Source organism: Brevibacterium rongguiense, from assembly GCF_009857845.1.
Taxonomy (GTDB): domain Bacteria; phylum Actinomycetota; class Actinomycetes; order Actinomycetales; family Brevibacteriaceae; genus Brevibacterium; species Brevibacterium rongguiense.
This window is the reverse complement of the sequence record NZ_WWEQ01000002.1, coordinates 20,161-46,923: the sequence shown is the minus strand read 5'-3', so window position 1 is coordinate 46,923 and position 26,763 is coordinate 20,161. Positions and strand designations below refer to the sequence as shown.

Here is a 26,763-nt window from a genome sequence, read left to right as displayed (position 1 = left end):
TCAGGATAAGCCCCGCGCACCCCCGCCGAGGCGCGGGCCGGGTCAGCGCCGCCGGGCGCCGCTATCGCCGTCGCAGCCAGGCGACCGCGGCCAGCGTGGTCGCGGCGCAGCAGGCGAGGATCGTCACGAAGAAGCAGGGCACGGCAAGGCCGTCGCCGATGCGCCCGGTGGCCCGCATGCCACCCACCACGAAGAAGAGCACCAGGCTGGCGGCGGCTATCCCTGAGAACACGGGGGCGGGCCAGTGCAGCACCCGGCGCATCAGCGCACCTCGATGCCGGCGCCCTCGACGAGCTCGCCGATCACCGGGTAGCCCGGCACTTCGCCGGCCACGAGGAGCCCGCCGGAGGTCTGGGCGTCGGCGAGCAGCAGGAGCTCCGCCTCGCCGATGCCCTCGCCCGCGCGCACGTGCGGGCGCACCCAGTCGAGGTTGCGCCGTGTGCCACCGGAGACGAATCCGTCCCGCAGCGCCTCGCCGGCGCCGTCGACCAGGGGCACGGCGGCGCTGTCGAGCACCGCGCCCACCCCGGACGCGCGGCACATCTTGTGCAGGTGGCCCAGCAGCCCGAAGCCGGTGACGTCCGTGGCGGCCTGCACCCCGGCGGCCAGCGCCGCCGCCGCGGCGTCCCGGTTGAGCATGGTCATCGTGGCGATGGCCGCCTCGAAGACCTCGCCGGTGGTCTTGTGGCGGTTGTTGAGCAGTCCCACGCCGATCGGCTTCGTCAGCGTCAGGGGCAGGTCCGCGCGGGCGGCGTCGTTGCGCAGCAGGCGGGCGGGATCCGCCGTGCCCGTGACGGCCATGCCGTACTTGGGCTCCGGGTCGTCCACGGAGTGGCCGCCGATCACCGGGCAGCCGGCCTCCTCGCCCACCGCGAGGCCGCCGCGCAGCACCTCGGTGAGCATGTCCATGGGCAGCAGGTCGCGCGGCCAGCCCACGAGGTTGATCGCCACGATCGGGCTGCCGCCCATCGCGTAGATGTCGGAGAGCGCGTTCGCGGCGGCGATCCGGCCCCAGTCGTAGGGGTCGTCGACGACGGGGGTGAAGAAGTCCGCCGTGGACAGCACCGCAAGGTCCCCGCGCACCCGGACGGCCGCGGCGTCGTCACCGTCGTCGAGGCCCACGAGGACACTGTCCCAGCGCTGGCCGGTGAGCCCCGCGACGGCATCCTCGAGCTCGCCCGGCGGGATCTTGCACGCACAGCCCCCGCCGTGGGCCATGGTCGTCAGGCGCACCGGGGAGTCCCGCCGCGCGGAGTTCGGCCCCGCGCTGCGGTCACCGGGGCCCGCTCCCGTCGCCGCACTGCCTGCTGCGCTGTCTGCCGGCACCGTCGCATCGCTCATGGCGCCAGTCTAGGAGCGGCCCCCCTGCCCCGCCCAGGGCGCACTCGCCGCCAGACCCCTCTGGCCAGCCCGCGCGCCTCGGGCGCACCTCGGGTGCGCTTCGGGCGAACGGTGCCGCACCTCGGGCGCGGTGAAATGCACTGAGCGCGATGAGATGCGCTGGACCAGGGTGAGGCGCGCGCGGGGCCGCGGCGGCCGACGGCCCAGCGCTGGTAGCCTGACCGGCGGAGGCGTCTGAGTCCTGGTGGGCTCCCCGGTCTTCAAAACCGGTGAGGCCGAGCATCTCGGCCTGGCGGGTTCGATTCCCGTCCGCCTCCGCCACGGGCGCGGCCGCGGCGCAGCCCCGCCGCGCACAGAGCCGGCGGCCAGGAAGGTGGGAGCGCATGGACGAGCACGACCCCCGCCGCCGCATCCCGCGCACCGACGCCCTGCTCCGGCTCCCCCGGGTCGCGGCGGCCGCCCAGGCCCTCAGCGACGGCGTGGTGCGCACGATCGTGCGGGGCGTGCAGGAGCGCGCCCGGGCCGGCGAGCTCGCCCCGGAGGACGTCGAGGCCGCCGTCATCACCGCGGTCGAGGGGCGGCGCACCTCCTCGCTGCGGCCGGTCATCAACGCCACCGGCGTCATCATCCACACGAACCTGGGCCGTGCTCCCCTCTCCCCCGCCGCCCGCACGGCGCTGGCCGATGCCGCCGGCTACGTCGACGTCGAGCTCGACATGGGCTCCGGGCAGCGCTCCCGGCGGGGCGCGGCCGCCCGGGCGGCCCTCCTGGCCGCATGCCCCGCTGCCGAGGACGCACTCATCGTCAACAACGGCGCCGCAGCCCTGGTGCTTGCGACCACCGCGTTCGCCGCGGGACGCGAGGTGCTCATCAGCCGCGGCGAGTTCGTCGAGATCGGGGCGGGCTTCCGGCTCTCCGATCTCATCGAGTCCACCGGCGCCCGGCTGCGCGAGGTGGGCACCACGAACCGCACCCGGTGCGAGGACTACGCCGCGGCCATGGGCGAGGCCACCGGGTGCATCCTCAAGGTCCACCCGAGCAACTTCCGCGTCTCCGGGTTCACGGCGGAGGCCACACTGCCCGAACTCGCCCGGCTGGCCGGCGCGCGGGCGGTGCCGCTGATCGCGGACCTGGGCAGCGGCCTGCTCAGCGCCGACCCGGCCCTGCCCGCGGAACCGGACCTCGATTCCGCGCTGCGCTCAGGGGCGGACCTCGTCATCGCCAGCGGCGACAAGCTGCTCGGCGGCCCCCAGGCCGGCCTCCTGCTGGGCCGCGCCGACCTCATCGCCCGGCTCTCGCGCCACCCCCTGGCCCGGGCCGTGCGCGCCGACAAGCTGGCGCTCGCCGCCCTCGAGGCCACGCTGAACGGGCCCGAGGCGCCCGTCGCCCGGGCACTGCACACGGACCCCGAGGCGCTGCGGGCGCGCACGGAGGCCTTCGCCGAGGACCTGCGCGCCCGCCTGTCCGCGCAGCCGCATCCCCGGCAGGGACCGGGACCGGATTCCGCGGCGCTCGCCGTCGTCCCGCACGACGGCCGCACGGGCGGCGGGGGCGGGGCCGAGGTCCCGCTGCCGGGCTGGGCGCTGCGCCTGCCGGAGGCGGCGGCGCGGGCCCTGCGCACCGGCGAGCCCGCGGTGCTGCCGCGCGTCCACGACGGGACCTGTCTCATCGACCTGCGCTGCGTGCCCGACGAAACGCAGCCTGCCCTCCTCACCGCGGTCGCGGTGGCGCTGACGGCGACCGGAGCGCCATGAGCCGGTTCGTCGTCGCCACCGCCGGCCACGTCGACCACGGCAAGTCCACGCTGGTCAAGGCGCTGACCGGGCTCGAGACGGACCGGTGGGAGGAGGAGCGGCGGCGGGGCCTGACGATCGACCTGGGGTTCGCGTGGACGCAGCTGCCCTCCGGCCGCGAGGTCGCCTTCGTCGACGTGCCCGGCCACGAGCGCTTCCTCGGCAACATGCTGGCCGGGCTGGGCCCCGCCCCGGTCGTCTGCTTCGTCGTGGCCGTGGACGAGGGGTGGCGGGCGCAGTCGACGGACCACCGCGATGCCCTGGCCGCCCTCGGCATCGAGCACGGCATCATCGCCCTCACCCGCGCCGACCGCGCCCCGGACCGGGTGGAGGAGGTCGAGGCCGAGGTCCGCGCCCACCTCGCGGGCACGGGACTGGCCGCGGCGCCCGCCGTCGCCGTGGCCGCGCCCACGGGCGCCGGACTCGCCGACTTCACGGCCGCGCTCGACACCGTGCTGGCCCGCGCCCCGCAGCCGGATCCGCGGGCCCGCCTGCGGCTGTGGATCGACCGCTCCTTCCCCATCTCCGGCGCCGGGACGGTGGTCACGGGCACGCTTGCCGCGGGTTCGCTCGCCGTGGGCGAGCGCCTCGAGATCGCCGCGGCCGGCGACCTCCTCACAGCGGAGGTCCGCGGGCTGCAGAGCGAGGACCGCCCCGCCCAGCGCCTCGAGCCGGTGGTCCGCGCCGCGGTCAACATGCGCGGGATCACCGCGGGGGCGCTCTCGCGCGGCGACGCGCTGCTCACGCCCGGTGCCTGGCCCCTCGTCGAGGTGGTCGATGTGCGCCGGCGCACCGGCGAGGATCTGGGCAGCGCCCCGCGCGAGCTGACCGCGCACGTCGGCACCGCCTCGGCGGCGGTGCACGTGCGCCCCTTCGACTCCGAGCACGCCCGGCTCGCCTTCGCCCACCCGCTGCCGCTGCAGGTGGGCGACCGGATCGTGCTGCGCGGCAGCGGCGAGCACATGGTGTTCGGCGGTGCGGAGATCCTCGACATCGATCCGCCAGCGCTGAACCGGCGCGGGGCCGGCACGCGGCGGGCCCGCGAGGTCGCCGCCTACCCGTGGGGCGGCAGCGCGCTGGTGGAGGTCGCCCGGCGCGGGGCGATGGAGGGGGCAGCCCTGGCCCGCGCCGGAATCACCGTGCCCTCGCCCCTGCCCCACGGGCTGCGGCGCGAGGGCGCGTGGCTGGTGAGCCAGGAGCGCTTCGAGGCCTGGGCCGCGGATGTGCGCGAGCGGGCAGCGCGCGAGCACCGCGATGATCCGCTGTCCGCCGGGCTGCCCGCCGGCGCCGCGGTCAGCGCGCTCGGCCTGCCTGCCGCCGACCTGTTGAATCCGGTGCTGCGCGCGGCGGGCCTCGCGCAGGCGGGCGGGCGCATCGTGGACCCCGGGCGCGCGGCGGGACTGGGGGCCGCCGAGGCGGGTCTGGCCCGGTTGGAGCGGCACCTGGCCGCGCAGCCGTTCCGCGCCCCGGAGGCCGAGGACCTCGCAGCCTGGGGGCTGGGCCCGCGCGAGCTCGCCGCCGCCGCGCGGGTGGGGCGCATCCTCCGCCTGCCCGATGGGGTCGTCCTGCTGCCGCCTGCGCCGGCGCAGGCGATGCGGGTGCTCAGCCGGCTCGGCCAGCCATTCACCGCCAGCCAGGCGCGCCAGGCCCTGGAGACCACCCGACGCGTGGCGATTCCCCTGCTCGAGCACCTCGACGCGAAGGGCTGGACGCGGCGCGTGGACGGCAGTCGTCGCGAGGTGGTGCGCTGACGCGCTCCGGGTGCTGCTGCGACCCGGCGCCGGTGGCTGCGCGGGTGCCTCAGCCCTCCTCGAGGACCTTCGCGATGCGCAGCAGCCGGTAGCGGTTGACCGCCGCGCAGATGTCGATGGTCCTGGGACGGGCGTAGGTGCCCGGGTTGCCCGCATGCGGCGAGAGGGCGTCGAGGCCCTCGGCGTCGACGAGTCGGTCGAGTTCGGCGACCCCGTCGACCAGGCTGAGCCCGCCGTCGAAGCGCTCGGCCAGGCGGTCGAGCGCGTGGGCGATCGCCTGGGTCTGGGCCGCGTCGGCGATCTGCGAGACCGCGGCCAGGTCGATGTCCTCGCGGCCGAAGCGGATCTCACCGCGGCCGGCGGCCTTGGCGGGCTTGCGCTTGTCCGCTGGGCGCAGGGTCCCGTCGGCCGGCACGCGGCGGCGTACGGCGAAGTCAACCGCCCCGGCGCCGGCGTCCGTCTCGCCGCCGGGGTCGCCCGCCTCCGCCGCGATGCGCTTGGCCTTGTCCGTGACATCGTGGGGCACGTAGGCATCCATCGCGATGACGTGGTCGGCCACGTCGAAGAACGCCCCGGACCCGCCGGCCACCAGGACCGTGGAGACCCCGCGCTGCTCGTAGAGCGGGCGAATGCGGTCGACGAACGGCGTGATGGGCTCGCGATCGGCGGGGATGAGCCGGCGCATCCGCTCGTCGCGGATCATGAAGTTCGTGGCCGACGTGTCCTCGTCGATGATGAGCGCGGTGGTGCCGGCTTCGACCGCCTCGGCCAGGTTCGCCGCCTGCGAGGTGGAGCCCGAGGCGTTCGACGTCGAGAAGTGGACGGTGTCCGCACCGGAGGGAAGATCGGAGATGAACGGGGCGATGTCGACATCGGCCACGCTGCGCCCGTCCTCGGCGCGGATGGCCGCGGCGTCCGGGCGGGTGATGACCCATTCGCGGCCGTCGCCGGCGATGTGGGGGTAGACGCCGCGCTCGATGGCCCGCAGCAGCGTCGACTTGCCGTGGTAGCCGCCGCCGGCGATCACGGTGATGCCCACGGGCACGCCCATGCCCCGCACCGTGCGCCCGCTGCGCAGCTCGAAGCCCACCTCCAGGGACGCAGGACTGGCGAACGGCACGGCGCCCTGTTCCAGGGGAGCGTCGGAGTCGCCGGAGCGCCGCGGGAGGATGGCGCCGTCTCCCACGAAGGCCACGAGACCGCGGTCCGGCAGCTGCGAGCACAGGTCCACCTGGTCGCGCAGCAGCGCCACGTGATCGGCCAGGGCGGTACGGTCGGCCGGTGAGAGGCTCTCCGCCATGAGCGCGTGCCGGGCGAGGTCCGGAATGGTCTGCGTGAGCAGCGTCGCGGCCTGGCGGCCCAGCGCGCGCCGCCCGGCCGCGGGCAGCTCGGCGGAGAAGCGGGCCTCGATCGTGTCCGCGCTGATGAGGATCGAGGTGCGCTCGAGGACCTCCTGGCCGGGGCGCCCGATGCTGATCCGCGGGGCGCGCGCGTCCTTGCCCTGGCTGCGCTGCGGGGCGCGGGCCGCGGCTGCGAAGCGGCGGGTGAGGAAGTCGCCCACCGCGGTCTGCCCAGCCGCGTCGTCCATGAGCGCGGCATCGAAGCCCGCGTCGGCGCGGTCGACGATGATGCGCATGAGCGAGGGCGGCGCGTACGGATCCGTCTGCACCCGGTCGATCGCCAGGTCGAAGGGCCCCAGGTCATAGCGGCCGCGCAGCTGCTTATAGCCGCCGTAGCCGCGCCCGTCGATGGAGTGGAGCATGCGCTCGAGGTCCGCCGTCGTCTGCATTCCCCCACCCTACGCGCGCGTCCCGGTGTGCGGGGCGCGGCGAAGTGCCGCGGGAGCGCTGCGTGCCGTGCGGCGTGCCGCGCCGCTGATCCTGCTGTGCCGTGCCGTGCTGTGCGCCGCGCCGCGCGACGAGGGGGAATCGCACGGGCACCCGGTGCACGGTGCCCGGGTCCGGGTTCAGGCGCGGGCGCGCGCCGCGCTCAGCGCCCAGGCCACGAGCACGGGCTGCAGGGGCAGCCGGCCGTAGGCGATCGCCCTGCGGCCCGCCGAGGCGCGGCGCCAGTCCCAGGCCATCTGCACATTGGCCGGGAAGACGGCGACGAACAGGGCGGCTGCAGCGCGGGCGCCCAGGCGCCTCGTCCGCGGCACGGCGACGAGCGCGCCCGCGGCCAGCTCGGCGACCCCGGAGGCCAGGGTGTAGAACCGGCGCGTGCCCGGGAGGACGGGTGGCACGATGCGGTCGAAGTGCTCGGCGGCCGCGAAGTGGAGGGCGCCCGCGCTCAGCAGCGTGCCGGCCAGGAGGGCGGTGGAGGCGGTGCGCGCGCGGCTCGTCGCGCGACTCGCTGCTCGGTTCATTGCTCGGTTCATTGCTGGGCCTTTCGGTTCGCGGTCGCCCCGCCGGTCGCACCGGCGGGGTCTTCGGGTGCGGGTGTGCCGACGGGAGCCGTGGGGACGGCGGCTTCTGCCGGCGCCTCTGGCCCTGCGGTGCCTGCGGGTGCCTCGAGCCCGGTGGCAGCGTTGGCCCGGCGCGCCTCGGCGAGGCCCTTGTCGCGCCAGCCGCGGCCGTCGACGATGCGCGCCACCAGCATGGAGCTGACGTTGTCGCCCACGGCGTTGACGGTGGTCGCCGGCGGGTCGATGACGGTGCCGATCACGGAGATGACCGGCAGCGCCGCCGGCGGGAAGCCGTACATCGTCACGATCATGAGCTCGCCGATGAACCCGCCGCCGGGGATCCCGCTCATCGCCATGCCGGACAGCAGCGCGATGCCCACCGCGGTGAGCATGGTGAGCGGGTCGAAGAGGTCGCGGTCGAAGATCGCGAAGAGGAACGCGATCTTGAGGATCGCGCTGAGGACCGAGCCCTCCATGTGGATCGTGGCGCCGATGGGGATGATCGTCTCCCGGATATCGGCGGGCACGCCGAACCGGCGCGCGGCCTGCAGGTTGGCGGGGATCGCCGCGACGCTGCTCGAGGTGCCCAGGGACACGGCCGCGGGCTCGGCGATGTTCTTCCAGAACGCGCCGATCGCGCGCGGCCCGCCGGCCAGGAAGGCGTAGAGGGTGAAGGCGGCGAAGAAGTAGACGATGGCGACCGGGTAGAACAGCAGGACCGCGTGCACGTAGCCGCCCACGATCTGGGGGCCCAGCTCGCCGATGAGCGCCGCGAAATAGGCGCCCAGGCCGATGGGCGCGTAGTACATGATGAGCGAGGTGAACGACATGAACACCTCGTTCGCGGAGTTGAGCAGCCCGCGCACCGGGGCGCCGCGCTCGCCGAGCCTGCTCGTCGCGAGGCCGACGAGGACCGCGAAGACGATGAGCGCGAGCATGTGCTTGGTCGAGATGATGTCCGCGAAGTCCTCGACGGTGAAGGCCTGGACGATCTGGTCGCCGATCGAACCCGGATCGTCCTGGTCCTGGGGCGCCTCGAGCGCGATGTCGAGACCGCCGCCGGGGCCGAAGATCCGCAGTGCGACGAGCATGACGATCGCCGCGACGATGCCCGTCCCCACGAAGACGCCCAGCATGGAGCCCAGGATGCTGCCCAGGCGCTTGGCGCTGTCCATCCCGGCCACGGCCGAGGAGATGGAGAAGAAGACCAGCGGCACCACCAGGGTGAACATCATGTTGATGAAGATGCTGCCGAACGGCTTGACCACCGCGGCCCGCTCACCGAAGACCAGCCCCACCACGGCGCCCAGCGCGACCCCCAGCAGGATGAGCAGGGGGAAGCGATAGTTGCGCAGGATATTCACGGCCGTCTCCGTCCAGGGGTCCATTCGGGCTGGTAACGGGCCACGCTACACACGCGGAGCAGCAAGGGCCACGCATCCGCCCGCGCGGCTATGCTTGCCTCACTGCCATATCCCGCCCGGCGCCGGTCCGGGCGGCTGCTCCCCCATCCAGCCAGGTTCACTCAGGCGCGAACGGACCCGCCTGCGTCACAAGGAGAACAGCATGACCGTCCTCGTCGGCTTCACCCCCAAGCCCGAAGGCTACGCGGCCCTCGATTTCGCGATCGAGCAGGCGCGCGCATTCGACGAACCGCTCATCGTCATCAACACCGGCATCGGCGAGCAGGCCGAGGAGAAGGGCGTCGCCACGCCGAGCCAGCTCGAAGAGGCCGATCGCCGCCTGCGCGCCTCCGGCGTCGGCTACGAGCTCAAGCAGTTCATCCGCGGCAACGACCCGGTCGACGAGCTGCTCGCCCTCGCCGAGTCCGATCCGCAGATCCGCCTCATCGCGATCGGCGGGCGCCGCCGCTCCGCCGTGGGCAAGCGCATCATGGGCTCCAAGGCCCAGCGGATCATCCTCGAGTCCGCGATCCCCGTGGTCTCCGTCAAGGCATAGGGCGGGGCGGCGGCCTTCCGGGTGCACCAAGGAGGCCGCGCACGCGATCACCCGCGCCAGCGCCAGGCACCGGCACTGGCACCGGCACTGGCACTGGCACTGGCACCGGCACTGGCACTGGCACTGGCCCGATCGTGCCTGCCTGCGCGGCTCAGACTGCGAGTTCCGGCCTCCGCTGGCCCCAGCCCGTTGCGAGTTCGAATGCGCGCGCGACTCGGAGCACCTGAGCGTCGACCCCCGGCCGCCCGACGATCTGCAATCCCACGGGCAGCCCAGCCGCACTGAAACCGGCGGGAACGCTCACGGCGGGACAGCCCGTCGCCGAAATCAGCGTCGTCGCCTCCATCCACGCCAGGTAGTCGGTCACCCGCGCTCCGTTCAGCTCCGCCGGGTATTCGAGATCGGAGTCGAACGGCAGCACCTGGCTTGTCACGGTGACGAGAACGTCGCAGCGCGCGAAGAAGTCGCCCATAGCGGTCAGCAGCTGAGCGCGCTCACGCAGCGCATCGAAGATGTCCGCACGGGAGAGGTCGAGACCGGCCTGGATGTTCGCGCGCAGAGCGGGTTTCAGCTGCTGGGCGTGCGCGTCGAGCAGCGACCCGTAGTTGAACCCGAACTCGAACGCCCGGGCCACGCGGAAGACTCCCGCTGCCGCAGTGAGGTCAGGGGCCTCCCACGCAACCCGTGCTCCGAGATCGTCGAAGACCTGGGCCGCGGAACCGACGATCTCCGCCACCTCGGCTTCGACTTCGATGCGGCCCCCGAGATCAGGCGCGAAGCCGACCCGCAGAGTCCGCAGCTCAGGCTCCCAGTCGGCGTCCGCATCGAACGCGGGCCCGGTGAAGCCGCCCGGTTCGCACCTGGACTGGGGGGCGAGTGCGGCAGGACCGGAGCACAGCTCCATGAGCAGCGCGACATCGCTCACGGAACGGGCCATGAAGCCGTCTTGGCTCAGCCACTCCCACGGGTTCTCCGGAATCGCGTGGGGCAGCCAACCGTCGGTCGGCCGGAGCCCGACGAGATTGGTGAAGGAGGCGGGCAAGCGCAGCGAGCCCCCGGTATCCGAGCCGTCGCCGGCGGGCTGAATGCCCGCGGCGATCACCGCCGCCGCTCCGCCCGACGAACCGGCGGCCGAGCGGGTCGGATCGTACGGATTCACCGTGGTCCCGAAGAGGGGGTTGAACGTGTGCGCGCCGGCCGCGAATTCGGGGACATTGGTCTTGCCGGTTGCGATCACACCGGCGGCGCGCAGGCGCGCTACGACGAGGCAGTCCCGCTCGGACACGTGGTGGGCACGGATGGGCGAGCCCCAGGTGGTGCGCATACCGGCCACCTCGTGCGTGTCCTTGTGCGTCATCGGCACGCCGGCCAGCGGACCGAGCGGCACCCCCGCTGCCCGCGCATCGTCGACCGCGCGTGCGCTCGCGAGTGCGGTCTCCGGCTCCCACGTGACAACCGCGTTGAGCGCCGGATTCAGCCGGGCGACGCGCTCCACGTGCGCCGAGACGGTCTGGGTCGCGCTGAGCTCACCGGCGGTCAGCAGGGCGGACAGCTCCCGCAGCGACAGCCACGCAAGCTCGTCCGCGACTGCGGTCACCGGCGTCCCGCAAGCAGCCCGATGCACACGCCGAGCAGCGCGGCACCCGCCCCGACTGCGGCACCGACCGCGAAGTCCCCCACGCCGCGCCCCGGGGCGTGGACGGGAAGGACGGGCGCGGGAGCCGCCCGACCGCGCGATTGCTCGGCAGCGGGGGAGCCGATCGGGGCCGGGGAGGCTGCATCGGGCTGGGGTTCTGCCGCCGCGGCTTCGGGGCCGGCCTGAATGGCCGCGTCGATGTCCGTGAAGAATTTCGCGGCGATGCGCTTCGCCACGCCGGAGAGCATCCGCTGACCGACCCCGCCGATCGCACCGCCCAGAATCGCATCTGCGGTCCAGTCGATGTCCGTGCCGCCGTCGGGCGCTGTGGCGAGCCGCACCGCGATGTCGGCGCCGATCGTCCCCGGTCCGCCGGAGCCCTTGGCACTCAGCACGAACGCGCTAGTGGGCTCCTCTTGGGAAAACGACACCGTTCCCTTGTACGTGCCCTTGATCGCGGCGACGCCCATCGTCAGCACGACGTCGTACGCACCCTCCCCGGCCGGGGTGAGCGATTCGACGCCGGGAATGGTCTTCGCCAGAATGCGCTCGTCGTGGAAGGCCCGCCAGGCGGTATCCGGATCGGCGCTCATATGAGCCGTCGAGATGATCTGCACGGGTTCTCCTCTGCTTCGCCGCGTTCACGCGGATGTGCGGGTGGTCTCGTTCGCAGCAGGCCCGTCGGTCTGCTGTGCGCTGCGCCGCAGGCGGTCAATCTCCCCGTTGGCGCTGTGGCGGCGCAGCTCCCACAGCGTTGAGGGGTCCAGCGGCATCTGCCGGATTTCGAACCCCTCTGCGTCTTCGATGGCCGAGGCGATCACGGCAGCGGTCGGAATCGTCCCTGCCTCACCCGCCCCCTTGATCCCCAGCGGGTTGAGCGGGCTGGGCGACTCCAGATGATCGGTCTCGACCGTGGGAACCTCGGATGCGAATGGCATGAGGAAATCCATGAATGAGGCATTGAGGAGCTGGCCGTCGGAGTCATAGGCCATCCGCTCGTACAGCGCTCCCCCGATGCCCTGCGCCACTCCCCCGTGCACCTGTCCTTCGACCACCATGGGGTTGATCATCGGCCCGCAGTCGTGGACCACGCAATAGCGCAGCACGGAGATGTCCGCGGTTTCCGGATCGATCTCCACGATCGCGGCGTGCATGCCGTTCGCCACAGTTGAGCGCATCGGCGAGAAGAAGTCCTGCTCGTCGAGACCCGGTTCATCCCCCGGTGCCACAGGCGGCGCGTCCATCTTGGCCGGACGGGCGAACTGAGTGGCTGCCTTGGCGCTTTCGTCGAACGCGTAGCGCAGCGGATTCGACAGCACCGAGACGGCCGCCAACGGCATGGCCGAACTCGGATCGCCCTTGACGCCCACCATGCCGTCGACGATCTCAAGATCCTCCGGCGACGCCTCGAGGGCTTCCGCGGCGATGCGCAGTGCCTTCGCCTTGACCTTCTTGGCGGTCAGATGGAGCGCGTTGCCTGCCATGACACCGCCGCGCGAGCCCCACGTCCCCACCGAATACGGCATCTTCCGGGTGTCGCCGGTGATGACGTGCACATCTTCCATCGGCACGCCCAGTTCGTCGGCGACGATCTGGGCGAAGACGGTCGCGTGCGCCTGGCCCTGTGTGGTCAGCCCCGTCCAGACGTTCACGCGTCCGGACGTCTCGACCTCGATGTGCCCGCCCTCATAGGGCCCGGCACCCGTGCTCTCGATATAGCATCCGATCCCGAGCCCGACCCGGCGGCCCTCAGCACGGGCTCGCTCCCGATACTCCCGGAACTCATCCCATCCCACGAGGGCCTTGAGCTTGGCCATCGAAGTGACGAAGTCACCCGAGTCGATACACCCTTCGGCGCCATCCTGCATGACGACGCCCATCGGGTGGGGGAACTCGCGGACGAAGTTGTTCAGCCGCACCTCCGCACGGTCGAGGCCCAGGCGGTCGGCGATGGCGTCCATCGTGCGCTCCATCATGAAGACCGCGTGGGCGCGCCCCGCCCCCCGGTAGGGCGTCACAATGACGGTGTTCGTGTACAGCGACCAGTATTCGCACCGGTACGCAGGCACGGCGTAGGGGCCCATGACGTGTGTGGAGGTATTCAGGGGGACGATCACGCCGTACGGCAGATAGGCACCGTTGTCGTGCCAGAACTTCACGTCGAGCCCCAGAATGCGCCCGTCGTCGTCGAAGCCGACCCGCACGTGCTGCACCTGCGCCCGCTCGTGGGCCGATGAGATGAAGTGCTCGCGCCGGTCCTCGGTCCACTTCACGGGCACGCGCAGGGCACGGGCGGCGCAGGCCACGGCGAGTTCCTCCGGCCATGGATGGTTGATCTTCACCCCGAAGGCCCCGCCCACATCGGGCGCGATGACCTCCACCTTCGTCAGCGGTACTTCGAGCTTGGCCGCCAACGCGGCTCGCAGGCCGGTGCTCGTCTGCGTAGACGAGTGCACGAGGAGACTCTCGTCATCGGTATTCCACTGGGCGAGAACGCCCTTGCCCTCCATGGGCATGCAGGCGCTGCGTTCGATATCCAGTTCGAGCTCGAGCACATGCGCAGCTGCATCGATGCTCGCCGGGGCTTCGCCGACCTCCTGCACGTAGTGAGCGGCGACATTGTCCGGGGCGCACTCGTGCACGGTCCGCTCCGCGGCGCGGGCCTGCCTCACACCCACAACCGGGGGCAGAAACTCGTAGTCGACTTCGATCCTGCCGGCCGCATCCTCGGCCACGTAGCGGTCTTCTGCGATCACCATCGCAATCGGTTCGCCCACGAAGTTCACGTGGTCCTTGGCCAGCGCAAAACCCGTCATCGGTGCGACGATCGACGGGTGCGGAAGGAGCATCGGAAGACGCTCCGCGGCCTGGCCCGGCAGATCCTCGTGGGTCCAGACGGCGATCACACCCTCAACGTCAATGGCCCCGGACACGTCGATGTCGACGATGTCCGCGTGCGCGTGGGGGCTGCGCACGAACGCCGCGGCCAGCGCACCGGCGCCCAGGTCATCGAGATAGCGTCCGTTGCCGGTGACGAGGCGGGGGTCCTCGCGGCGCGCGACCTTCTGGCCGAACATCCGGGTCGTCATCGCCGCTCCTGTCCGCTTCCGAGGTGCTCCACAACCTCCGCGGCGTCGCGCGCCGCCTCCTGCTCCTCGCCGGTGACCTCGCTGCCCTCCCCGGCTCCTGGCCGGTCGGCCGGCGCGGTGCCGTTCGGGTCCGAGCCGGCGGCGCGGGGGCCATGGCCCCGCCTGAGTTCGGCGGCGCGGCTCACGGCTCGACGATGTTCTGGTAGCCCGTGCAGCGGCACAGGTTTCCCGAAACCGCTTCTCGGGCTTCATCCTCCGAAGGGTTTGGATTCTCATCCAGGAACGCGTCGATGGTCGTGATGAAGCCCGGGGTGCAGAACCCGCACTGCAGGCCGTGGCAGTCGATGAACGCCTGCTGCACGTCGGAGGGGTGCTCGGGATCCCTGCCGATGCCCTCGACCGTGGTGATCTCATGGCCCTGCGCGCTCGCGGCGAACACGAGGCACGAGCGAACCGGGGCTCCGTCGAAGCGCACCGTGCAGGCACCGCACACCCCGTGCTCACAGCCCACATGGGTGCCTGTGAGCCCAAGGTCGTGACGAAGTACGTCGGACAGCAGTCGACGGTCGGGCACCTCCACGGTGTGGGAGATTCCATTGACGTTCAGTCGGAGCGTCGTGTGCGGTTCGGCGACGGTCATGCGGCTCCTTCTGCGGGGGCGAGCGAATCGCGCGGCTGGGCGGACCCGGCGGGCGGTTGGGCCAATTCCTCCAGCAGCCGCCCGGCGAGCACGCCGGCCAGGCGACGCCGGTAGTCGGCGGTGGCATGGATATCTCCGACGGGGTCAACGCATGCTTCCACGGCGGCCGCGACGGCGGGGGCTGCGGAATCCGCTGCGGCGACCGGAACCCCCGCAACGGCTTCGCCAAGGTCCACCACGACCGGCATATCGGTGACCGAGACAAACGATGCGCGCAGGCCCGTCATCGTCTCGTTCTCTATGGTCAGAATCATGCCCACACCGGCCAGGGCGTAGTCCCCCGTCCTTCGGGTCAGCTCTTTGAAGCCACCGCGCTGGCCCGGTGCCAGGGCGGGGAAGGTCGCGCTCGTCAACAGCTCGTGCGGCTCCAAGGACGTTTCCAGCGGGCCCACGTTGAAGTCCTCCCAGCCGATCCTGCGCTCTCCGGAATCACCGCGTGCGGTCACCCAGCCGCCGGTGAGCGCGAGGATCGCCGGCATCTCGCCGTTCGGGTCCGCGTGCGCGAGTGAGCCCACCGTCGTTCCCCGGTTGCGGATCGCCGGGTGCGCCACACAGCCCAGTGCCGCCCGCAGCAGGGGCTGGGCCGCCCGCGCTTCCGGGCTCCGCTCGAGCCTGCGGTGCGTCACGAGGGCACCCACCTCGACGGACCCCTCGGCCACGGAGATCCCGTCAAGACCGGTCAGCGCCGTGATGTCGATGAGGTGCTCCGGGGCCGCGAGTCGCATGTTGAGCACCGGCACCAGGCTCTGTCCGCCGGCGATGACCTTTCCCTTCGCTCCGTAGGCGCGGAGGAGTTCAAGTGCCTCGTCGAGCGTGGTGGGGCGGTGCATGGTGAAGGGGGAAGGTTTCATGGAATATCACTCGACTCTCCTGGCGTGGCGCCCATGGTCGTGCTGCAGTTCTTCGCCGATACGGCCTTCCTGGCCCTCTCGGCCGACCGTGATCGCCGTTCCACCAGCATCCGCCTCGGACGCCCTGACCAGCGATTTCGGTGCAAGCCAGTGCGCTACATGGTACATAAGCACCATCACGATGGTGCCGAGTGCGATGCCGGAGAGCGTGAACTTGTCCGAGAACTTCAGGCTCACGCCGCCGATCGCCAGGATGAGGCCAGCGGCGACGGGCACCATATTGAGGGGCGTCGCGAGGTTGACCTTGTTCTCAATCCAGATCTTGGCGCCGAGCATCCCGATCATGCCGTAGAGCACGACCGTGATCCCTCCCAGCACACCACCGGGCACCGCGGAGATGAGCGCACCGAACTTGGGGGACAGCCCGAAGAGAATCGCGACGATCGCGGCCACCCAGTAGGCGGCCGTCGAGTACACGCGGGTCGCGGCCATCACGCCGATGTTCTCCGCGTAGGTGGTCGTGGGGGACCCTCCGACGGCGGTTGCGACGACTGTCGCAACACCGTCGCCGATCACCGCGCGTCCCATGGAGCCGTCCAGGGAGCGCCCCGTCATCTCCTCCACGGCCTTGACGTGCCCGACGTTCTCCGCGACCAGCGCGATGACGCCCGGGAGCATGACGATGATCGCCGCGGCGTTGAACACCGGCAGGTGGATGCCGACGATCCCCGCTGCCGGATCGCTCAGCGGAGGAAAGCCCACCCAGGCAGCGGACTGCACCCCTGACCAGTCGACGCGGAAGTGGGTGTCCACGGCCCCGGTCACAGCATTGAACGCGGTGATCTGCCCGAAGACCATGTCGAAGACCCAGGAGAGCGCATAGCCGAACACGAGTCCGAGGAAGACGGCGATGCGCCCCAGGAAACCGGGGACGCAGACGGAGAAGAGGATGACGAACGCCATCACCAGGAGCGCCACCCACTGGTCCTGGGGCCAATAGGTCTGCGCGACGACGGGGGCCAGGTTGAAGCCGATGAGCATCACGACACCACCGGTCACAACGGGAGGCAGCACCTTCGTCAGGGCGGCGGCTCCCGCGAAGTGGATGAAGACGCCCACGAGCGCCAGCACGATGCCGGAGACCAGGATGGCGCCGGTCACCTCCGCAGGCGTTCCGCCCTGGGCGGTCACGGCTGCGACGCCCCCGACGAAGGCGGCGGACGTACCCACATAGCTGGGTACCTTGCCCTTGACGATGAGAAGGAAGATGATCGTGCCGACACCGCTCATCATGACCGCGAGCTGCGGGTTGAGCCCCATGATGACGGGGAACACGAACGTCGCGCCGAACATGGCGAAGACGTGCTGGATGCCGAGCCCCACGGTGCGGCCCCACGACAATCGCTCGTCCGGAGCGACCACCTCGTTCGGGCCCACGTGCCTGCCGTCGCCGTGCAGCTTCCACGCGAACATCCCCATGATCTTCTCCCCTGCTCAGGACGCGGTGTTGGATTCCGCGGGATCCGGCTGCCGCCGACCCACCACAGGCCCGGCCGAGGTGCGGTGCCGAGCGCTATCGTTCGACTCTAGGCCCAGAATGAGGTCTGCATCACGTCAGATCCTGCCAAATATTGACCGGTCTTCACGGCCGAACATGTTCACCCGGGCAACCGCGCAGACTAGGGCAACCGGGTGATCTGCAGCGCCAGAGCGAGCGCGAGCCTGAGATTCGGGTCGGTGGTGAACGGGCCCACCATCCGCTCGAGCTTCGTGATGCGATACCGCAGAGTGTTGTAGTGGAAGAAGAGGGCACGGGCGGTCTCGGCCACGTTCAGGCTGTGGTCGAGCAGCGCCTGCAGGGTCTCGCGCAGCCCAGCATTCTCCGGCCTGTCGTCATCGGCCAGCGGTCCGAGCACTTCGCGCGCAAATCGCCTCAGCTCCTCCTGCTCGCCCACCTGCAGGAGCAGGCGGTAGACGCCCAGTGAATCGAAATGGCTCAGACCCCGGCCGTGACTGAGCTGGCGACCGACCTCCACCGCGCGCATCGCCTCCTGATACGCACCGGCCAGCCGCTCCACGTGGTCCGCTGGGCGCGAGACGCCAACGGAGAATTCCCGCCGGCCGCCTCCTCCCTGTCCCCTGACCTCACCGCTGTAGCCGCGCAGGCGCTCCAGGATCTGCTCCGCGGGCTCCGCCCGGAGCAGGAGGATGACCTGGTCGCCCGAGCCCACCACGGCCGCCTGCGGGTCGTCGTGGGAGACCACCCGCGTCCACGCCGCGGTGAACAGCTCCTGCATGGTGCGCTTGTTCTCCGCCTCCGTGCCATCCGTCTCCGGGTCGATCTCCGCGACCGCCACGCTCAGCGGCCGGTCGAGGCGCCAGCCCAGCGATCCCGCGTGGGCCAGGACCTGCTCTGCCGAGGTGATGTGCCCGCGGAGCACCTCGAGCACGAAATCGGCGCGATACTTGCTCTCCACCGCGGCGATCGATTGGTCGCGGGTGATCACGAGGGCGGCCGCTGCAGCAGTCTGCTCGATGAGATGGAAATCCGCCGCGGTCAGGGGCCGATCGGCGAATGCGGCGATGTGGCCCAGCGACCGAGCCCCCGCCTCGATGCGAACATTCCCCCACCACAGCGGGCCGCTCCCGCGTGCCTCCCCGGCCGCCTCGGCTTCGACGATGAAACGGCCCGAGCCGTCGAAGCACGGCAGGGCGGTCAGCGGTGCGGAGTGCGCGGGAGGCTGACTCGCCGTCCGCACACGGCCGTCGACGCTGGTGATGACGGCACCGGCCCCCACGCGCTCCCCCAGCGCAGCGCAGAGATCCTCGAGCGAACCACCGCGGATGACGACATCGACGAGTTCGCGCAGCGTCCGCTCGGTGCGACGCATCTGGCGCGACTGCAGCGCGAGGCTGTGGGTGAGCACATCGTGGATGATCTCGTCGAAGCCCACGCCGTCGCCGAGGCTGATGAGCGGCAGATCGATTTCCTCGGCCGTCTCAAGCGCCCCGGCCGGAATTCCCTCCAGGTAGCGACCGGGTTTGATGCAGATCGCGGACACACCGCGCTCCTTGAGTCGGCGCAGCAGCCCGCTGAGCTCCTCCGGTTTTTCGCGCAACGGGTATCCGGTGGTGAGCAGGAGCTCCCGTTCCTTCACCCACGGCAGGATGTCCGGCACCTCCATGACGTTCGTCAGCTCGACGGGCAGATGCAGTCCCCCGCCGCCGGCTACGAGTTGAGCACCGGCCATGGTGGGGAGGACGAGGACATCCTCAACGGTCAGCCAGTCTGCCGAATCACCGGGTGCGCCAGGCGCTTTCTCGACGGGATCGCCGGCATTTTCGGCATTCTTTGACATGCGCTGACGCTAACAGCCCACGGTAGCCTGCTCGAATGAGGCCCACATCACGTACATTCGTCGGTGCTGCCTCCCCCCTTGCCGGAGCGGATCCGGTCCCGGGCCCCGGCACCGTGGCACAGGTCTTCACCAGGGGGTTCTACGCCCTCGACGCTGCCGGCCGGATCGTCCCGGTCCTAGGCGCCCGAGCCCTGCGCCTGCCGACGGGGATCCTTGTTCCCGCGCTCGACGCAGATGACCTCCTCGGGCTGCGCTCCGGCACTCCGATCCAATTCTCGAACACCGGTTCCGGGCCTCGAATGCGCATCGCTGACCTGACCATCGCGACGGGCCGCCGATGGGCCCCCGCACGCGTGGCGCTGGCGCCGACGGTCAAGTCCCCGCCGGCGATGGAACCGCCGGCCGCGAGCCACCGCACCGGAGTCGAAGCGCTCCCGGGCCTCGTTCGCACATTGGCGACGCAGCTCTTAGCACCGGAGACGGCCTGCAATCGGGTGGCAACGGCAGCGGCCGTGAGGGCCCTGGTCGGCCTGGGGCCGGGGAGCACGCCCTCGGGCGACGATGCCCTCTGCGGTGCTGCGCTCGCGCTGCGGTGCCTGGGCCACGGACGCCGGCTGGCACGGCTCCGCCGCGCGGTCAGCCCGCTGCTGCACCGTACAAGCCCCTTTTCCGCGTCACTGCTCGCAGCGGCGCTCGACGGGTGGTGCCTGCCGCAGACCGCCCGGCTCATTGCCCTCGTGTGCCGGCCCCGGTCGGCCGGGGCCCTGTGCACGGCGGACCGGCCAACCTCGTCGGGAGAGCTCCTTGAGCTCGCCGATCAGATCGGCAGCACGTCAGGGCACGACCTGCTGGCCGGTGCGACCGGCCTCGCAGCAGCGCACAGCTCCCAAGCCGGCCCCGCAGTTCGCGTCGCCTGACCCCCACAGACAAGGAAGTTCCATGTCGGATCTCTTCGACGCCCGCACCGGCGTCTACTATGACTCGGTCGCCCTCATGCAGGTCTCCGCCCGAGTGAAGCGGACCACCGGGATCAGCGACGCGCTGATCGGCATGGGAACCCCCCTCAATCTCGACCTCATGCGCGCGGCCGGCTTCGACGTCTCCGGAGACGTCGGCCCCGGGGATCTCGTCATCGCCGTGCGCGGTGACGGCGAACAGGCCCTCGCGGCGGCCCGCACCGAACTCGAGGCGGCGTTCGACGAACTCGCGCGGGCTGCCCGGGCATCGGAAGGGCCCGGCGGGCAGGATCAGCCTCCGCTCACAGTCGAAAGTGCGGCAGACCGTCACGGGGCCAACCTCGCCGTCGTCTCCGTCGCCGGCGAGTACGCGGGGATCGAAGCTCTGGCCGCGCTCGACGCCGGTTGCTCCGTGCTCCTCTTCAGCGACAACGTCGACGTCGCAACCGAGGTCGAGCTCAAGCGAATCGCGGGCGAGCGCGACCTCCTTCTCATGGGCCCCGATTGCGGCACTGCGATGATCGGCGGCGTCGGACTCGGCTTCGCGAACACCGTCCCCCCGGGGCCGTTCGGCATCGTCGCCGCCTCGGGGACCGGTTCCCAGCAGGTCGCCACCCTCCTGGCCGCGGCAGGCACCGGAGTCTCCCACCTGCTCGGAACCGGTGGGAGGGACCTCGGCGCAGAGGTGGGCGGGGCCTCCGCCGCGCAGGCGATGAGGGCGCTTGCCGCCGATGCCCGGACCGAGCGCATCATCGTGGTCTCGAAGCCCGCGGACACCGCGGTTGTCGGCCGGCTCGAGGCACTCGCCGCCGACCTCGGCGTCCCGGTCAGCTGGGCCGTACTCGGTCCGGACTCCCCCGACCTCACCGCCGGTGTCGAGGCCGCGCTCGAAGCGGCGGGCCACGAGGCCGTCGAGTGGCCCGTGTGGGGCAAGGCCGCGCAGTGCACTCCCGACGGCCCCCTCGTGGGGCTCTTCGTGGGCGGCACCCTCGCCGACGAGGCAATGCTCATCGCCAGCCGGTCACTGGGGCCCATCGCCTCGAACATCCCCCTTCCCGGGGCCCCGCAGATCGGCGGCAGTAACCTGCCGGCCGGCCGGCACGCGATCGTGGACTTCGGCGACGACTCGATGACGGAGGGCAGGGCGCATCCGATGATCGACCCCAGCCTGCGCCTGGCGGCCATTCGCGAGCAGGGTGAGAACGCGGGAGTTCTGCTCCTCGACCTCGTGCTGGGCCACGGCGCCCACCCCTCGCCCGGTGCCGAACTCGCCGCGGCGATCTCGGATGCGCGCAGCGCCGCGGCCGCCCGTGGACGCGAACTTCCGGTGCTGGTGAGCCTCATCGGAACCACCGACGATCCGCAGGATCTCGAGGCGACAGCGGCGGCACTCGTCAACGCGGGAGCCCAGGTATTCGCGTCGAACTCACAGGCAGTGCGGCAGGCGCTCGCGCTGGTCGACGGCGCGCGCGCCGGCGCCGGCACCGGTTCGAGTGCGGACACGCAGGGGTGGGCGCAGGACCCCGGCCCCGACAGGCCCGCGGAGCACCGGATGCCCGACGGAGCGTCGACCGGGGAGGAGCCGCTGCGCGGTCTGCTCGGCTCGGAGCTGATCGCGGTCAACTGCGGCGTTGGGCTCTTCGCACAGTCGCTGCGCGATCAGGCGATCGAGGTGGCGGAGGTGTCCTGGCAGCCGCCCAGCGCCGACCCTGCCGAGATCTTCGCGATCATGGCGGACCCGCGCCGACTGACGGCGAATGCCCTCGCCCTTGAGCGCATGCTCGGCGCCGGTGCCGAGCTCATCGGCCTCCGGCCAGCTCGCGAGTGCCTCGGGCTGCGAGATCACGAATTCCTCCACTCTGGGCCCCCGCTCCGCTGGGAGAATGCCTCCGGACCGATGCGCGGAGCACTCGCGGGCGCGGTCGTCTTCGAGGGCCTCGCGGAATCCCTGGCGGAAGCGGAAGCCGGGCTTGCCGCCGGGACCTTCACCACGGCGCCGTGCCACAGCAGGGACGCGGTCGGCCCGATGGCCGGTGTGGTGAGCCCGTCCATGTGGATGTTCGAGCTGCGCGACCCGGTCTCCGGCAATCGCGCCTACTGCTCCCTCAACGAGGGTCTGGGCAAGGTTCTGCGCTACGGGGCCAACGGCCCGGAGGTACTCGACCGCCTGCGCTGGATGCGCGACGTCCTCGGCCCCGTACTCGCCCGCGCAGTGGAGTCGCACGGACCCATCGACACCAAGAGCTATGTCTCGCAGATGCTGCAGTCGGGCGACGAGGGCCATAACCGCAATCGCACGGCGACCCTCCTGTTCCTGCGCGATCTCATGCCCGACCTGTTGGGCCTGCAGTGGCCAGCCGAGCAGCTGGCCGAGGTCTGCCGCTTCCTCGGCGCCAATGACTACTTCGCCCTGAACCTCGTCATGCCCACGTGCAAGCTCGCGATGGCGGCCGCGAAGGACATCCCAGGATCCTCCCTCATCGTCACGATGGCCAGGAACGGCACCGAGTTCGGTGTGCAGACGGCGGGCGCCGGTCCGACATGGTTCACCGGGCCGGCACAGGTCGCCGACGGCCTCTACCTGGGCTCTTACGGCCCCGAGGACGCGAATCCCGACATCGGCGACTCGGCGATCACCGAGACCGCGGGCATCGGCGGACTGGCCATGGCCGCGGCCCCGGCGGTCGTCCGCCTGGTGGGCGGTGACGTCGCATTCGCCGTCGAGACCACCCGGCGGATGTACGAGATCACTGCGGGAGAGCACCCCGTCCACCAGATTCCGATGCTCGAGTTCCGCGGCGTGCCGAGCGGCATCGATGTCGTCGCGGTTCTCCGCACGGGCGTGCTGCCGCAGATCAACACCGGAATGGCCGGGCGGGTGGCCGGTGTCGGTCAGGTCGGTGCGGGGCTCGTCACCCCGCCGTGGGAATGCTTCACCGAGGCGGCCTCCGAACTGGCGCGTGCGACGGGGGAGCGCGACCGCACAGCCGCATCCGCGGGGTGAGCAGCGCCGTGCTCGTTCGGATCCGGCACCCGGCAGGCGCGCATCCCGCGGGGGGTTCTCAGCGGTGTATCGGCCCGCGGAGTCGGCTGAGCGGCCGTCCTGTCGCACCGCTCTGACGGGCAAGCACCTCGGCGAAGATCGACACGGCGGTGGCCTCGGGGGTCTGCGCCCCGATGTCCAAGCCGATCGGTGCGCTGATCCTCGCCAGCTGATCGGGTGCCGTCCCCCGCTCCTCGAGCACCGCCCGGCGGCGTTCGTGGGTTCGGCGGCTGCCCAGGGCCCCAATGAATCCCGCCCGCGACCGCAGCGCCTCCTCCAGCACTGGGACGTCGAACTTGAGGTCGTGGGTGAGGATCGCCAGCACAGTGCTGGGATCGATGCGGCCACCCTCCCTCTCCTGCGCAAGGTAGCGGTGCGGCCAGGCGACCACCACCTCGTCGGCGGCGGGGAACCGAGCCTGGGTGGCAAAGATCGGGCGCGCGTCGCACACCGTCACCCGGTACCCCAAGAAGCGCCCCATCTCCGTCAGCGCTGCGGCATAGTCGATCGCGCCGAACACGACGAGCCTCGGGGGGTGAGCGGTCGTCGTCACGAAGATGCGGGTGCCCGCCCCCAAACGCCGACCGGTGGCGTCGTACTCGCGAATGCCCGTCCGCCCGAGGCGCATCATGGCCCGCGCGTCCTCGATCACATGTCGGGTGAGCCGCTCGGGGCCGACACCGCCCGCCTGCTCCTGCGCGGAGACGAAGACCGCTCCTTCGATCGGTTCCACTGGAGGACCGTCCGGCGGTGCTCCGGCAGCCTCGTCACCGTCTGCGAGCTCCCCGTGCGCTGCGAACGGCACCGGAAGCGCGAGGGCGGCTGGCGCGGTGCCGGCACACGCGAGGAATGAGCGCAGCGCGGTGCGCACGCGATCGCCTACGGGCACAACGAGCACGTCGAGCCTGCCACCGCAGGCCAGCCCCACGGAAAGCGCCTCGTCATCGCTGACTCCATAGTGGGCGATCTCCGATGTGCCGCTGTCCAGGCACGCGAGCGCGAGTTCGTGCACCGCCCCTTCCACACACCCGCCGGAGAGGGAGCCCAGCACGGTGCCATCGTCGGCCACGGCCATCATCGCACCGGGGGGACGGGGGGCGGATGACCACGTCTCGACGACGATCGCCACCGCGCACCTGCGCCCTGAGGAGAGCCAGTCGAGCAGTTCCGCAGCGATATCAGGCATCGGCGACCGCCCCGCTCACCCGATTCGCTCCGGTGGAGAGCCGCAAGGCCGAAATCGCATCGGCCGCCGCCTGCCAATCACGCACGTCTGTGCCGGCAATGAGCACGTGCGCCTGCGCGGCGGCAAGCCTCATGCCACGCGCCGCCGGGGAGAATCCGGCACGGCCAGACCGCGGGTTCACCCAGACGAAGCGGTGAGCGAGCCGCCGCAGCCGAGTCGATGCGGCCTCGAGGGCGGCGAAGTCTCCCTGCTCCCACCCGTCGCTGATGAGGACGACGACGCTGGCCCGGACGGCCGTCGAGTGCTCGGCTAGCAGGGTTGCGAGGACGTCACCGAGCCTGGTTCCGCCTCCGAGGTCCGGAACCGCCTCGCGCGCGCGGGCAATGGCGGGGCTCGCAGCACCGGACCTCAGCATGTCGGTGATCTCACTGAGGCGGGTCCCGGCGGCAAAGCAGCGAGCTCCCGTTTCGAGTGCGGCCCGCCGCGCGAAGCGCAGGCTCGCGGCCATCCACTGCTCCATCGAAGCCGACACATCGCAGATGACCGTCACCCGCCGGGCCCGCTGCGCGGGGGCGCGTCGGGGAAGTCGCTCCAATTCCTCACTGCGGAGGAGCTGGCGCACCACCCGCCGCAGCTCCGGCCGCCCCGCACGTGCACGGCGCAGGCGCCGAGTGCGGCGCAGCGCCGGGCCGAACCGGACTTCGTCGATCAACTCGACCGCCTCTCCGCGCAGCTCCGAGCGCCCCAGATCCGCACGGCGCAGGATCTCCCGCCGGCTGGCCCCTGCCTGCATGTCCTGTGTCCCGACTCCGGCGGGCGGCGGGCCCCCAGCCTGAGCGGCGGCGGGCTCCGGGACCTCGACCTGCGCGCGGGAGCGCACGAACGGCGGCGCGCCGGAGGCGAAGAAGCGGGCGAAAACACGATCGTGCACCGCGAGCTGTTCGGGGTCCCGACAGATCACCGCCCGCGAAGCGGCGCACACCCGTGCCCGATCGAGTGGGCCCACCTCGGCGACGGCCGCCTGGAGGTCTGCCACGGCGCTCGGTGGCGCCGGCAGTCCCGCACGTCGCAGATCCCCCGCGAAGGCGGCGAGCACACCCGCGAGTTCAGGCACGATCGTCACCGCCGAACCGAGCGACGTCGTCGGCATCCTTGAGCACTGCGCTCAGCGCTGCGCGCGCGGCGGGCTGATGGAGCTCCTCGACCCCGAGGGCACTCAGGGCCCGCAGCCAGTCGATCGTCTCGGCCGTGCCTGGAGGCTTGGCCGGACCGGCGGCGCGCAGTCGGCCGGCCTCGGCGACGACCGCCGCGCGCAGGCGAGCTGCGGATTCGGGGACGCGCTGGGCGAGGATGCGCTCCTCCTGGTCGGCGTCGGGCTGGGCGAACCAGTGGTAGAGGCAACGCCGCCGCAGTGCGTCGTGGAGCTCGCGCGTCCTGTTGGACGTGAGGATGACAAGCGGAGGAATCGCCGCTGTGATGGTGCCGAACTCGGGCACAGTGACCGACCATTCGGAGAGGACCTCGAGCAGGAGCGCGTCGAACTCGTCGTCGGCGCGATCGATTTCGTCGATGAGCAGCACCGCTCTGCCGCGTTCGGTCGACGACTCGAGTGCCTGCAGCACTGGCCGGGCCAGCAGAAAGCGGCGGTCGTGAAGCTCGTCTGCCAGCTCCCGCGCGCCGATCGGCCGCCCCAGGGCCTTCGCCTGCGCCTCGATCGTACGGATATGGAGGATCTGCGCGGCGAAGTCCCAGTCGTACAGCGCGTGAGTGGAATCGAGGCCGTCATAGCACTGGAGCCGAATGAGCGGGCCACCGGTCAGGGCAGCAAGGGCGGCGGCCAGACTCGTCTTGCCCACTCCGGGCGGTCCTTCGCAGAGGAGCGGGCGGGTCAGGCGGGAGGCGAGAAAGCAGGCTGCGGAGAGATCGGGCTCGGCCAGATAGCCCTGCGCGGCCAGTGCCTGGCGCACGGCGGCCGGAGAAGAAAGCACCCCATCGCCTGCGGCCTGGGCGGGGTCGTGCCGCTCAACCATGTGCTTCCACTCCTTTTTCGGGCGCCGGGATGCGCATACCCCGCTGCTCTGCGGCCTCACGGGTGTCGATATCGAACCCGCCGCTCATGCCCGGTGCGAGGAGATCGGCGCACTCGATTGCGACGGTTTGCGCCGCGTGCTCGCGCAGGTAGCGACGAGCACCGGTGTCACCGCTGGCGCTGGCCATCACCGCCTCCAACAGCCCCGCGCCGAAGACGACGGGGTGCCCCGGGTGCCCATTCCACGCACACCTGGCGAGCGCCTCGGCAGGCGGACGGGCGGTGCCGTTGACGACGGCACCCGCCAGCCGGGCGTGCGCGGTTGCGGGAACGTCGACAAGGTCGGCGAGCATGACGAGAACGGCCGACGGGGCACCGGCGGCTGCGGCTGACAGCCCCGCGCGCAGTGAGGCCGACAGCCCGCGGGCCCAGTCCTCGCAGATCACCGTACGAACACCGTGCGGCACCAGCGGCACGGCACTGCCCGCCCGCGCTCCGAGCACGACGATCGACTCGAGCGGTTCCACCGCAGCCATTCTGCGGGACTGCTCGGCGATGAGCGGCGTGCCGTCCGGCATCCGCAGCAGCGCCTTGGGACAGCCCAGCCGCGAACCCACCCCGGCCGCTAGGAGCACCGCACTGAGCCGCGGGCGGGAGGTCGCCATC

The 26,763-nt window shown here is 71.6% G+C and carries 22 protein-coding genes and 1 tRNA gene; 6 read left to right on the top strand and 17 right to left on the bottom strand.

Annotation, left to right across the window (positions count from 1 at the left end):
- Nucleotides 1–61: 61 nt before the first annotated feature.
- Both GSY69_RS00740 and selD read right to left on the bottom strand, forming a co-directional pair.
- The gene (locus tag GSY69_RS00740; RefSeq protein ID WP_160952005.1) at nucleotides 62–232 is read right to left on the bottom strand and encodes a hypothetical protein; all 171 of its coding nucleotides are present in this window, start codon (nucleotides 230–232) and stop codon (nucleotides 62–64) included.
- Nucleotides 233–261: 29 nt separating this feature from the next.
- Nucleotides 262–1,341 carry a selenide, water dikinase SelD gene (gene selD / locus GSY69_RS00735; RefSeq protein ID WP_160952004.1) on the bottom strand — a complete coding sequence of 360 codons (1,080 nt, stop codon included), beginning with the start codon at nucleotides 1,339–1,341 and terminating at the stop codon, nucleotides 262–264.
- A gap of 226 nt (nucleotides 1,342–1,567) precedes the next feature.
- Here selD and GSY69_RS00730 point away from each other — a divergent pair.
- The 3 genes from GSY69_RS00730 (at nucleotide 1,568) to selB (ending at nucleotide 4,885) form a co-directional block, all read left to right on the top strand.
- Nucleotides 1,568–1,662: transfer RNA gene (locus tag GSY69_RS00730), tRNA-Sec, on the top strand.
- Between the two features lie 62 nt (nucleotides 1,663–1,724).
- Nucleotides 1,725–3,095, top strand: a complete 1,371-nt coding sequence (gene selA, locus GSY69_RS00725; protein ID WP_160952003.1) for an L-seryl-tRNA(Sec) selenium transferase — start codon at nucleotides 1,725–1,727, stop codon at nucleotides 3,093–3,095.
- Nucleotides 3,092–4,885, top strand: coding sequence for a selenocysteine-specific translation elongation factor (gene selB / locus GSY69_RS00720; RefSeq protein ID WP_160952002.1), 1,794 nt, complete (start codon nucleotides 3,092–3,094; stop codon nucleotides 4,883–4,885). The genes selA and selB overlap by 4 nt, the downstream gene beginning before the upstream one ends.
- A 49-nt stretch (nucleotides 4,886–4,934) precedes the next feature.
- On the opposite strand, the gene GSY69_RS00715 is transcribed toward selB, so the two are convergent.
- The 3 genes from GSY69_RS00715 to GSY69_RS00705 form a co-directional block, all read right to left on the bottom strand.
- Nucleotides 4,935–6,674 carry an ABC-ATPase domain-containing protein gene (locus GSY69_RS00715; RefSeq protein WP_160952001.1) on the bottom strand — a complete coding sequence of 580 codons (1,740 nt, stop codon included), beginning with the start codon at nucleotides 6,672–6,674 and terminating at the stop codon, nucleotides 4,935–4,937.
- Nucleotides 6,675–6,851: 177 nt separating this feature from the next.
- Entirely contained in the window at nucleotides 6,852–7,250 is a 399-nt protein-coding gene (locus tag GSY69_RS00710; RefSeq protein ID WP_160952000.1) for a DoxX family protein, read from the bottom strand.
- A gap of 8 nt (nucleotides 7,251–7,258) precedes the next feature.
- Nucleotides 7,259–8,677, bottom strand: a complete 1,419-nt coding sequence (locus GSY69_RS00705; RefSeq protein ID WP_160951999.1) for a dicarboxylate/amino acid:cation symporter — start codon at nucleotides 8,675–8,677, stop codon at nucleotides 7,259–7,261.
- Between the two features lie 178 nt (nucleotides 8,678–8,855).
- On the opposite strand from GSY69_RS00705, the gene GSY69_RS00700 reads away from it, so the two are divergent.
- Complete coding sequence (locus tag GSY69_RS00700) at nucleotides 8,856–9,248, top strand: universal stress protein (RefSeq protein WP_160951998.1); 393 nt, start codon at nucleotides 8,856–8,858, stop codon at nucleotides 9,246–9,248.
- A gap of 151 nt (nucleotides 9,249–9,399) precedes the next feature.
- On the opposite strand, the gene GSY69_RS00695 is transcribed toward GSY69_RS00700, so the two are convergent.
- From GSY69_RS00695 to GSY69_RS00660, 8 genes are all read right to left on the bottom strand, one after another.
- Entirely contained in the window at nucleotides 9,400–10,845 is a 1,446-nt protein-coding gene (locus GSY69_RS00695; RefSeq protein WP_160951997.1) for an amidase, read from the bottom strand.
- Nucleotides 10,842–11,501, bottom strand: coding sequence for a CoxG family protein (locus GSY69_RS00690; protein WP_160951996.1), 660 nt, complete (start codon nucleotides 11,499–11,501; stop codon nucleotides 10,842–10,844). Before GSY69_RS00690 ends, GSY69_RS00695 begins: the two co-directional genes overlap by 4 nt.
- Nucleotides 11,502–11,525: 24 nt before the next feature.
- A complete protein-coding gene (gene cutA, locus GSY69_RS00685; RefSeq protein ID WP_160951995.1) occupies nucleotides 11,526–13,973 on the bottom strand; it encodes an aerobic carbon-monoxide dehydrogenase large subunit in 2,448 nt (815 codons plus the stop codon).
- Nucleotides 13,970–14,158 (bottom strand): hypothetical protein, encoded by a 189-nt coding sequence (locus GSY69_RS00680; protein WP_160951994.1) that lies wholly within the window; start codon nucleotides 14,156–14,158, stop codon nucleotides 13,970–13,972. Before GSY69_RS00680 ends, cutA begins: the two co-directional genes overlap by 4 nt.
- Complete coding sequence (locus GSY69_RS00675; RefSeq protein WP_160951993.1) at nucleotides 14,155–14,613, bottom strand: (2Fe-2S)-binding protein; 459 nt, start codon at nucleotides 14,611–14,613, stop codon at nucleotides 14,155–14,157. Before GSY69_RS00675 ends, GSY69_RS00680 begins: the two co-directional genes overlap by 4 nt.
- Nucleotides 14,610–15,524, bottom strand: coding sequence for an FAD binding domain-containing protein (locus GSY69_RS00670; protein ID WP_160951992.1), 915 nt, complete (start codon nucleotides 15,522–15,524; stop codon nucleotides 14,610–14,612). Before GSY69_RS00670 ends, GSY69_RS00675 begins: the two co-directional genes overlap by 4 nt.
- A gap of 6 nt (nucleotides 15,525–15,530) precedes the next feature.
- Nucleotides 15,531–17,003, bottom strand: coding sequence for a uracil-xanthine permease family protein (locus tag GSY69_RS00665; RefSeq protein WP_202410703.1), 1,473 nt, complete (start codon nucleotides 17,001–17,003; stop codon nucleotides 15,531–15,533).
- Between the two features lie 200 nt (nucleotides 17,004–17,203).
- Complete coding sequence (locus tag GSY69_RS00660; protein WP_160951991.1) at nucleotides 17,204–18,883, bottom strand: PucR family transcriptional regulator; 1,680 nt, start codon at nucleotides 18,881–18,883, stop codon at nucleotides 17,204–17,206.
- A 113-nt stretch (nucleotides 18,884–18,996) separates the two neighbouring features.
- Here GSY69_RS00660 and GSY69_RS00655 point away from each other — a divergent pair, with 113 nt between their 5' ends.
- Nucleotides 18,997–19,800 (top strand): oxamate carbamoyltransferase subunit AllH family protein, encoded by an 804-nt coding sequence (locus GSY69_RS00655; RefSeq protein ID WP_160951990.1) that lies wholly within the window; start codon nucleotides 18,997–18,999, stop codon nucleotides 19,798–19,800.
- A gap of 22 nt (nucleotides 19,801–19,822) precedes the next feature.
- The gene (locus tag GSY69_RS00650; RefSeq protein ID WP_160951989.1) at nucleotides 19,823–22,843 is read left to right on the top strand and encodes a bifunctional FdrA/YlbE family protein; all 3,021 of its coding nucleotides are present in this window, start codon (nucleotides 19,823–19,825) and stop codon (nucleotides 22,841–22,843) included.
- A gap of 58 nt (nucleotides 22,844–22,901) precedes the next feature.
- Here the strand turns inward: GSY69_RS00650 and GSY69_RS00645 are convergent, their stop codons facing one another.
- The 4 genes from GSY69_RS00645 to GSY69_RS00630 are packed head-to-tail and all read right to left on the bottom strand — an operon-like array spanning nucleotide 22,902 to nucleotide 26,762.
- Nucleotides 22,902–24,068, bottom strand: coding sequence for an XdhC family protein (locus GSY69_RS00645; RefSeq protein ID WP_160951988.1), 1,167 nt, complete (start codon nucleotides 24,066–24,068; stop codon nucleotides 22,902–22,904).
- Nucleotides 24,061–25,218, bottom strand: coding sequence for a VWA domain-containing protein (locus tag GSY69_RS00640; RefSeq protein WP_160951987.1), 1,158 nt, complete (start codon nucleotides 25,216–25,218; stop codon nucleotides 24,061–24,063). The genes GSY69_RS00645 and GSY69_RS00640 overlap by 8 nt, the downstream gene beginning before the upstream one ends.
- Entirely contained in the window at nucleotides 25,175–26,098 is a 924-nt protein-coding gene (locus GSY69_RS00635) for an AAA family ATPase (RefSeq protein WP_160951986.1), read from the bottom strand. The genes GSY69_RS00640 and GSY69_RS00635 overlap by 44 nt, the downstream gene beginning before the upstream one ends.
- On the bottom strand, nucleotides 26,091–26,762 hold the full coding sequence (locus GSY69_RS00630; RefSeq protein WP_268892131.1) for a nucleotidyltransferase family protein: 672 nt from the start codon (nucleotides 26,760–26,762) through the stop codon (nucleotides 26,091–26,093). The genes GSY69_RS00635 and GSY69_RS00630 overlap by 8 nt, the downstream gene beginning before the upstream one ends.
- Between the last annotated feature and the right edge of the window lies 1 nt (nucleotide 26,763).